We start from the raw sequence: 6824 nt of genomic DNA on the forward strand, positions 1-6824 counted from the left end.
AGACCTTCCACCCGCACCCGGGCAGCCGCCTCCCGCTCCTCCAGCATTCCCAGCACCAACGCCACCGCGCACCCCTCGGTCATGAAGTGGACACAAGACGCCGCATCCCTCCCTCACCCCGAGCAAATCCATGCCTGACCAGCAAGAATCAACCGATACCGTCCGGTTGAGATACGGCTTCTAAAACCCAAGACCGGGAAGTTAGTGCCGTGTGGCTGCTCATGTGGGGTTGACGTAGGAACGGAGCTCGGCGCGAACTGATGAGTGTCGAAATCACGGCTGGGCGCGTCAGGACGGAACGGTTCTACGGGGCGAGCGTGACGTGGACGTTAACGTCCTGGCGCTGGGCGGCGGCCTCGGTGAGCGCGTCCATTTCAACTGGTCCGCGGAGAGTTGCCAGCGGTGCTTGATGGCGGTCCAGTCGGCGACGTACTGGCAGGCGGCGTTCTGGTCGGGCACCACCCATTCGGCCGGGTCCTGGTCGCTCTTCGACCGGTTGGACGTGCGGTGGGGTGCGTCAAAACTTAACGGCTGGTGCCTGCGCCGCCGAGCGCGAGCCGGGAGCCGGTGCCGCTGCCGGCCTCGAGCGCGGCCGCAACCGACACCACGGACCTCGACGTGCCGTGCCCGGGCCAATGACGCAGTGATCAACGGAAAACCGTCCTCACTGAGCCTTCGGGTCATGGCCGATCCACTGGTTGTCAGGCTCTCACCGTTCAACAGCCCCAGAGGTCTGGGGGAAGTCCGGCCCCCTGCCGGGGCCTGAGGTAATGCGGAATAAGGGCCTTCAGGTCTCCGCCGCGGATTGTGGCGATCCGCGCTGCTTCAGAAGGCCAGAGCAGCGATGCGAACCCGGCCGGCACGCCGATCTCACGCAGAAAAGATCAGTTAATCTGGAGGCCGCCAGCCGCCAGAGGGAATCCCTTGACCTCAGCCACGGCGAGCGGGGGCAGGCGCACTGTGGCGTTCCTACCGCCCCTTTCGGGCGCAGGAGCCGCCACCGGGTGTCCCGGCGGAAGGCTGTCCACTCGTACCGATGAGGAAAAGCGAACCGCCCATGAGGAGAACCCGACGGAACGAGACTTCTCCCGTTCCTAGGCGACTGTGGATTTCGGAGAGTACCCAGGGCAGGGTGACGCCGGCCGAGCTCTTCTTCGACTTGGTGTTCGTCTTCGTCGTCACCCAGGTCACCCACGCGGTGGAGGCTCATCCCGGGTGGGAGGGTCTCCTCAAGGCACTGTTCCCGATGGTCATCGTGTGGTGGATGTTCAGCGGGTTCGGATGGCTCACCAATGCAGTGCGGCCGGACGCCGTGCAAGTACGCCTGCTGCTGATGCTTGCCATGACCGGCTTCTTCATCATGGGGCTGGATGTCCCTTATGCCTTCATGCCCGAGGGTTGGGCGTTCCCCTTGGCGTATCTGGCCGTCGTTGCCATCCACGGGATCGTCTATCTGACAGCCAATGTCCCGTCGGCGCGGCAGGCGATCCTTCGCAATATGCCGTTCAACGCCGCGGCCGGCATTCTCGTACTCGTCGGCCCGCACCTGCCGGAAGCATGGGGCTGGGTGTGCTGGGCCACGGCTGTGCCGGTCCTCTACCTATCGCCCTTCTTGGGCCGCATCCGCGGCTTCGTCATTGAGCCCCATCACTTCGTGGAACGGCATGCGCTGCTGCTGATGGTGGTTCTGGGTGAGTCGGTGGTTGCCATCGGGATTGGCGCCCAAGGATCGGAGAGCCACGCGGTGGACGCGCCTTTGGCACTCGGCGTGGCGTTGGGGATCGCCGTGGCATCAGGGCTGTGGTGGGTGTACTTCGACGGGGATGAAACCCGGGCGGTCGCGGAGTTCGAAAAGGCCACCGAGCACCGTCGCCAAATGCTCGCCTACTACGCATTCACCGGCGCACACCTCGTGATGATCATCGGCATCATCCTGGTTGCCGCGGGGATCACCGACGCCATCCACCACTTCGACGGTCATGCGCACCAGTGGTGGCTGGGCTGCGGAACAGCGCTGTTTCTCGTGGGACACGCCATCTACCGAGGCTTGCTGGGAAGCGGACGGATCACCGACCGCGTGGTCGGGACGGTGTGCGCGGTGCCGCTGGGAGCGACAGCGTCCATCGCCGGCTGGATCGGCATGACCATGGTTGTGGTTGTCCTGACGGCCATCGCCACCGTGGACCACCGCCTGGCATCACACAGGACCCAAGCCTCAGGGTCGGTGCCCGTGGACGGGGCACGGGAAGCTGACGGCCATCAGGGGCGTGGGTAGGGGGTGGTCGTGAAGCTCCCAGGTGGATCTCCATCAGAGTGCGAGCGCTGTAGGGGAAGACGGCGAGTTTCTGGCGCACTTCGGCCAGCGTCCCGGGTGCGCCATAGGGAAGGTCGTCGGCGGCGGTCTCGGTGCGGCGGTCCAGCCCGTCGGTGCCGAAGATGTTGAGGAGCGTCAACGAGAAGTACGCGTAGGCGGACGCTTCGTCGATGAGCTGGCGAGTGGCTCTGTTCCCGTCGCAGAGCAGCGTTTCGACAGCAGTTCGGGAGGCAGTGCCCGCGCCGGATATTCTCGAAAATGGGCAGCAGCTCGGTGATGACCGGCGTGGCGCCGCCTGCCGCCCGTCAGGGGCTCGGGGCAAATGCGCTGGCTACGGGCGGAGGTGGCAGCCGCCCTCACACTGTTGCCGAGTGCTGGCAGACGCCTCCCGTTCTCGCGAACATCGCCCCTTTCGATCGGCGGGTGCCTCCCGGAGCGGTGAACATCTGCTGCTCCAGTCGTGGACAAAGCCAAACCTGGCCACTCGCTCGCTCGTCATGGTCGGCAGCGTAGGGCCGGCCCTGCCGCTGTGTGGGGGCTTTCGGTCAAGGCCCGCTCGCCTGGGGGCCCGGTCGCCGTCGACGTCTGGCGGCCCGGGAGGGGGCGCGCGGGCGGCGCCGCGCGCCTTGCGTCGCAGGCTGCTTTGGGCAGATCGCTGCCCGGCCTGGGGCTGGCCGCGTACCGTGGCGAGCAGCAGCGAGCAGGAGAAGGCGGGAGACGGCGATGGCTGAGATCACCGAGGCCACGTGGGCGACGTACGTGGACGGCGAGCGGGTCGAGCTGCCGGCGACGATAGACGGCATCCGCGCCGCCCTGCCCGCCCAGCAGCGCGGCGAGTTCGACACCGAGGTCGGCTCCACCCCGGCGAACGAGTTGCCCCGCGTCCTGGGCCACTGGGCGCTGCGCACCCACCCGCAGGCCTGGGACGAGGTCGAGGCGGAGTTCGCCAGGCTGGAGGCCGGCGACTACTCCGGCGTCGTCTTCCTCGAGGACGACGTCGACGGTGAGCACCAGGAGCAGGGCGAGGGGGCCGCGTAGGTGGCGCGCTATCGGATCGCGTTCGCCGGCCAGGCCGAAGTCGCCCGCCGCAAGATGACCGGCCTGCGCAGGCGGGAGTTCGACACCGCCATGAGCAGCACCATCGGCACCAACCCCTACGGCCACGGCTCCACCGCCATCCGCGGCGAGAAGGACCGCCGCGAGGCAACGGTCGCCGGAGCGTTCGTCGTGTACTACGTCGCCGGCGCCGCCCTCACCATCACCGCCGTCAAGCTCATCGACCACACCCTCTGACGCTCCTGGATGATCACGGGCCCGGCGGCGACGCCCGGAAGAACGCACCCGCACCCGGCGCGACCAGGCAAAAGTTCCCTTACGCACGCCGTTGACCAGGACATGCGCTGGAGTCCGGCTGAAGCAGTGGGCGAATTTTTCTTCGAGGGAGATCCGGAAAGCATCCACCGGCCAGACGGATCCGACCCACCCGAGCCCCACGTCCTGGTAATATCTTTCGCTACACATAAGCGGAGAGCGCGAGTTTTCGCCACCGGGGGGGAACGTGACGAGCGAGACCGACAACAATGACAGGGGCCCCAAAAGTTCAGCAGCCGGCGCCTGGGCGGTGGGAGGGCTTGCAGCCGGAGTCATCCTCTTGGCCAGGTACCAAAACGCCGTAAACATGGCTGACCGTGACGCAACCATAGAGGAGGCGGGGATTATGATATGTCTGATATTCTTCCCGATGTACGCCTTCTATCAAATCGGCAAACAACTGGTACGCGAGGTCGAAAAGGGAAACTCCACCTGGGCTACTTTTTGGACAACCACTGTCGGCGTCTTCGTGGCTGTATTCACACTCCTCGGCGTCACGAGTGTCGACGACCTATCCACGTTGGGTAGCTAATGCCGCATCAGGCAACGTTTGCCTCGTGACCGCCGCTGCATCATCTGGCGAAACCGCCACGCCGACGACCAACGCCTACGCGCCCTCGTCGACAGGGCGAACGTTGCCTGATGCGGCACTAGCCTCGATCTTGCATGAGGGTTCGTCAGCTTGCTGACGGACCCTTTCGGCTCGTTCGGAGTGGGGATTTTTGCAGGTAGGCAGGCTGGTGGCCCGGCTGTCGCGTCGGGTGGGCGCCGGGTTCCACGGCTCCGGGGTTGGTGGGTGTTCGTCGGGACAGGTCGTTGTCGCTGGTCAGCCGGGGTTCGGCAGGACGCGCAGTCGCTCGAACGCGCTGGTGATCACGTCGGTCCAGGGCCAGTGGCGGGCCAGGCGGAGGATGCGGCGGCGGCCGGTCGTGACCAACTGGGCGGCGGCGGAGAACAGTCGCAGCCGCAGGTGCTTGGGTTCCCACCGGCGGGCCCGGCCGGTCAGGGCGAGCATAGGCATCCAGGCCAGCAGGTCCAGCGCTATCTGGACGACCTCCAGCCAGATCCGGTTCTGCGCGGCAGCGTGGAGAGGGAGGTTGCGCAGGCCGGTGTCGCGCGCGTTGCGGACGCGGTCCTCGGCCCTGGCGCGCTGGCGGTGCCGCAGTTCCAGCCGGGCGATCGCGGTGTCCTTGGTGTTGGTGGCGAAGCAGGTGATGCGCATCCCGTCGGCGTCGGTGATCCGCAACTGGGCACCGGGGTGGGGCCGTTCCTTGCGGACGATCAGCCGCATCCCCTTGGTCCAACCGGCCAGGCAGTCTCCGGCGAGTTCGGCGACCCAGGCGCCGTCGCGGATCTCGCCGTCCGGCTCGACGGCCGGGTTCCAGGCCGAGGCCGGCACCTTCAGCACGGCTTGGTGGATCTGCTCGGTGATGACCATGCCGACTGAGTAGGACAGCCACCGCCCCCGCTGGGTGAGCCAGTTCAGGAACGCGTGCGTCCCACCGCCGGAGTCGGTGCGGATCAGCGTCCGGCGTCCACGCCGTTACTTCTTCGGAAGCTGGGCCAGTGCCAGACGGGTGGCCTCGATGTGGTCGGCGGCGGTGTTGCTGCCCGCGTTGCCTGGCCGCAGCAGACCAGCGACCGGCTCCCCGGAGCCCTGGCGGCCGTGGTCGACGAACGCGAGCAGTGGGTGATGCCCGAAGGTCTTCTTCCAGGTCGCGGCCGCATCCTGCTTCTCGGAGTGTGCCAGGACCAGCACCCCGTCGATGTCCACGATCACCTCGCCGCCCGCATCCGGAGCGTTCTTCCCGGCCAACCGCCAGACGTTCTGGCGAACTTCGGCCCGAGCGCGCTGGATCGCGGCAAGCGCCCGGGGACCGGCGCCGGCGAGGGTGTCGATCAGGCGGGAGACCGTCGGGTCGGAGGCCACCGGACCGAACACGCCCGCCTCGGCCCGCAGCATCGCGATATCGGCCAGGCAGTCGCCGCCGAGCGCGACCGCGAGCGCGATATCCAGCAGGACCTTGCCCGGGTCGTGCACCGCCCTGGCCTTCCGCCACGGCGACAGCGCCGCCGATATCGCCCCCTCCAGCCCGGTCCGGCGGGCCGTCTCCACCAGCAGCACCCCGCCAGCCTGCGAGACCACCCCGCGACCATCGCCCTCGACGCGGACACGCGGGTACGACCCGATACGCTTACTCACCTGGAAAGTGCCTCCGACGGACGCGGGAACAAGGACCTCAGCAATCCTCATTCTCGCTGGTCAGGGGCACTTTTCGCTTACTTGATCACCTACCGGACGGCCCGCTCCGTGAAAGCGCGAGGCTAGTCGTCCTCGCCGAACGATGATGCGCGGCTTCCCGCCCGCCGGCCAGGCCGGTACGTCAGGATCAGCCCATGGTTTCCGAACTCCCCGAACCTCTGCCCGGTGACGCCGCGCGCCTGGACCAGCTGGCCGCGCAGTGGCGCGACACCCCACCCTCAGCCCGCCTCGAGGTCGAACAGGCCGCCGCCGCACTCCGCGCCAACCCCAGTCCCGAGACCGGCGCCGCCCTCATGGATGCGCTGCGGCGCGCGGGGATCTCCGGTGATGCGACACCGCCTGATCAGGCGCCGTAGCCGGCTTTCAGGGTCTGTGCCGCCCCTGTGCCTAGCTCGCCGCCATCCCGGCTCTGACCTGCTGTTTCCTGGCCCGGCGGGCCGACCATACGTGTGTGGGGCTCCGGCGGTCAGCTGCGGGTCAGGCGCGAGGGATGGTGGAGGACGAGGCCGCCGGTCTCGCAGTGGGACACGCCCCACCCGGCGGCGACGAAGGCGTCCTGGAACGCCGCTGCCACCTCCTGGTCGTATCCGGCGCGGCGGTCGGCCACGCGGACGACGCAGCCGTGGGAGGTGTACGAGATCAGCACGTCCACGGTAGGCACGGGGATGCCGAGCTCCCCCATCGTGGCGAGTGCGTCGGCGATGGGAGCCGCGGCGGCGGCGATGAAGCTGGCGTCCAGGCGGCCCGAGGAGGTGGTCACTCCTCGCACTATGCCGCGTGGCGGGCACCCGGCGGACCTCTTTCGCGCACAGACGCACGATCGAAGGAGGACGGCGGGACCCGGACGTCCAAGGCCCCCGCCCCACGGCCCAGCAC

The 6824-nt window shown here is 67.9% G+C and carries 6 protein-coding genes and 1 pseudogene; 5 read left to right on the top strand and 2 right to left on the bottom strand.

What is annotated here, in order from left to right:
* Positions 1-1132 precede the first annotated feature (1132 nt).
* The 4 genes from E1265_RS31235 (at position 1133) to E1265_RS31250 (ending at position 4217) form a co-directional block, all read left to right on the top strand.
* On the top strand, positions 1133-2275 hold the full coding sequence (locus E1265_RS31235) for a low temperature requirement protein A (RefSeq protein WP_165953942.1): 1143 nt from the start codon (positions 1133-1135) through the stop codon (positions 2273-2275).
* 762 nt (positions 2276-3037) lie between these two features.
* Complete coding sequence (locus E1265_RS31240; RefSeq protein ID WP_132934342.1) at positions 3038-3352, top strand: hypothetical protein; 315 nt, start codon at positions 3038-3040, stop codon at positions 3350-3352.
* A complete protein-coding gene (locus E1265_RS31245; protein ID WP_207931280.1) occupies positions 3353-3607 on the top strand; it encodes a hypothetical protein in 255 nt (84 codons plus the stop codon).
* A 265-nt stretch (positions 3608-3872) separates the two neighbouring features.
* Positions 3873-4217, top strand: a complete 345-nt coding sequence (locus E1265_RS31250; protein ID WP_132934343.1) for a hypothetical protein — start codon at positions 3873-3875, stop codon at positions 4215-4217.
* Positions 4218-4511: 294 nt separating this feature from the next.
* Here the strand turns inward: E1265_RS31250 and E1265_RS31260 are convergent.
* Positions 4512-5888 (bottom strand): annotated as a pseudogene (locus E1265_RS31260) (IS1380 family transposase).
* A 194-nt stretch (positions 5889-6082) separates the two neighbouring features.
* Between E1265_RS31260 and E1265_RS31265 the strand changes: the two are divergent.
* Positions 6083-6304 carry a hypothetical protein gene (locus E1265_RS31265; RefSeq protein ID WP_132934344.1) on the top strand — a complete coding sequence of 74 codons (222 nt, stop codon included), beginning with the start codon at positions 6083-6085 and terminating at the stop codon, positions 6302-6304.
* A gap of 110 nt (positions 6305-6414) precedes the next feature.
* Here the strand turns inward: E1265_RS31265 and E1265_RS31270 are convergent, their stop codons facing one another.
* A complete protein-coding gene (locus E1265_RS31270; protein ID WP_132934345.1) occupies positions 6415-6708 on the bottom strand; it encodes a hypothetical protein in 294 nt (97 codons plus the stop codon).
* Positions 6709-6824 lie beyond the last annotated feature (116 nt).

This window comes from Streptomyces sp. 8K308 (assembly GCF_004348315.1).
GTDB lineage: Bacteria > Actinomycetota > Actinomycetes > Streptomycetales > Streptomycetaceae > Streptomyces.

Bases quoted from the DNA above. Each gene is read 5' to 3' on its own strand.
- E1265_RS31240 (WP_132934342.1), top strand. From the start codon at position 3,038: ATGGCTGAGATCACCGAGGCCACGTGGGCGACGTACGTGGACGGCGAG.
- E1265_RS31265 (WP_132934344.1), top strand. From the start codon at position 6,083: ATGGTTTCCGAACTCCCCGAACCTCTGCCCGGTGACGCCGCGCGCCTG.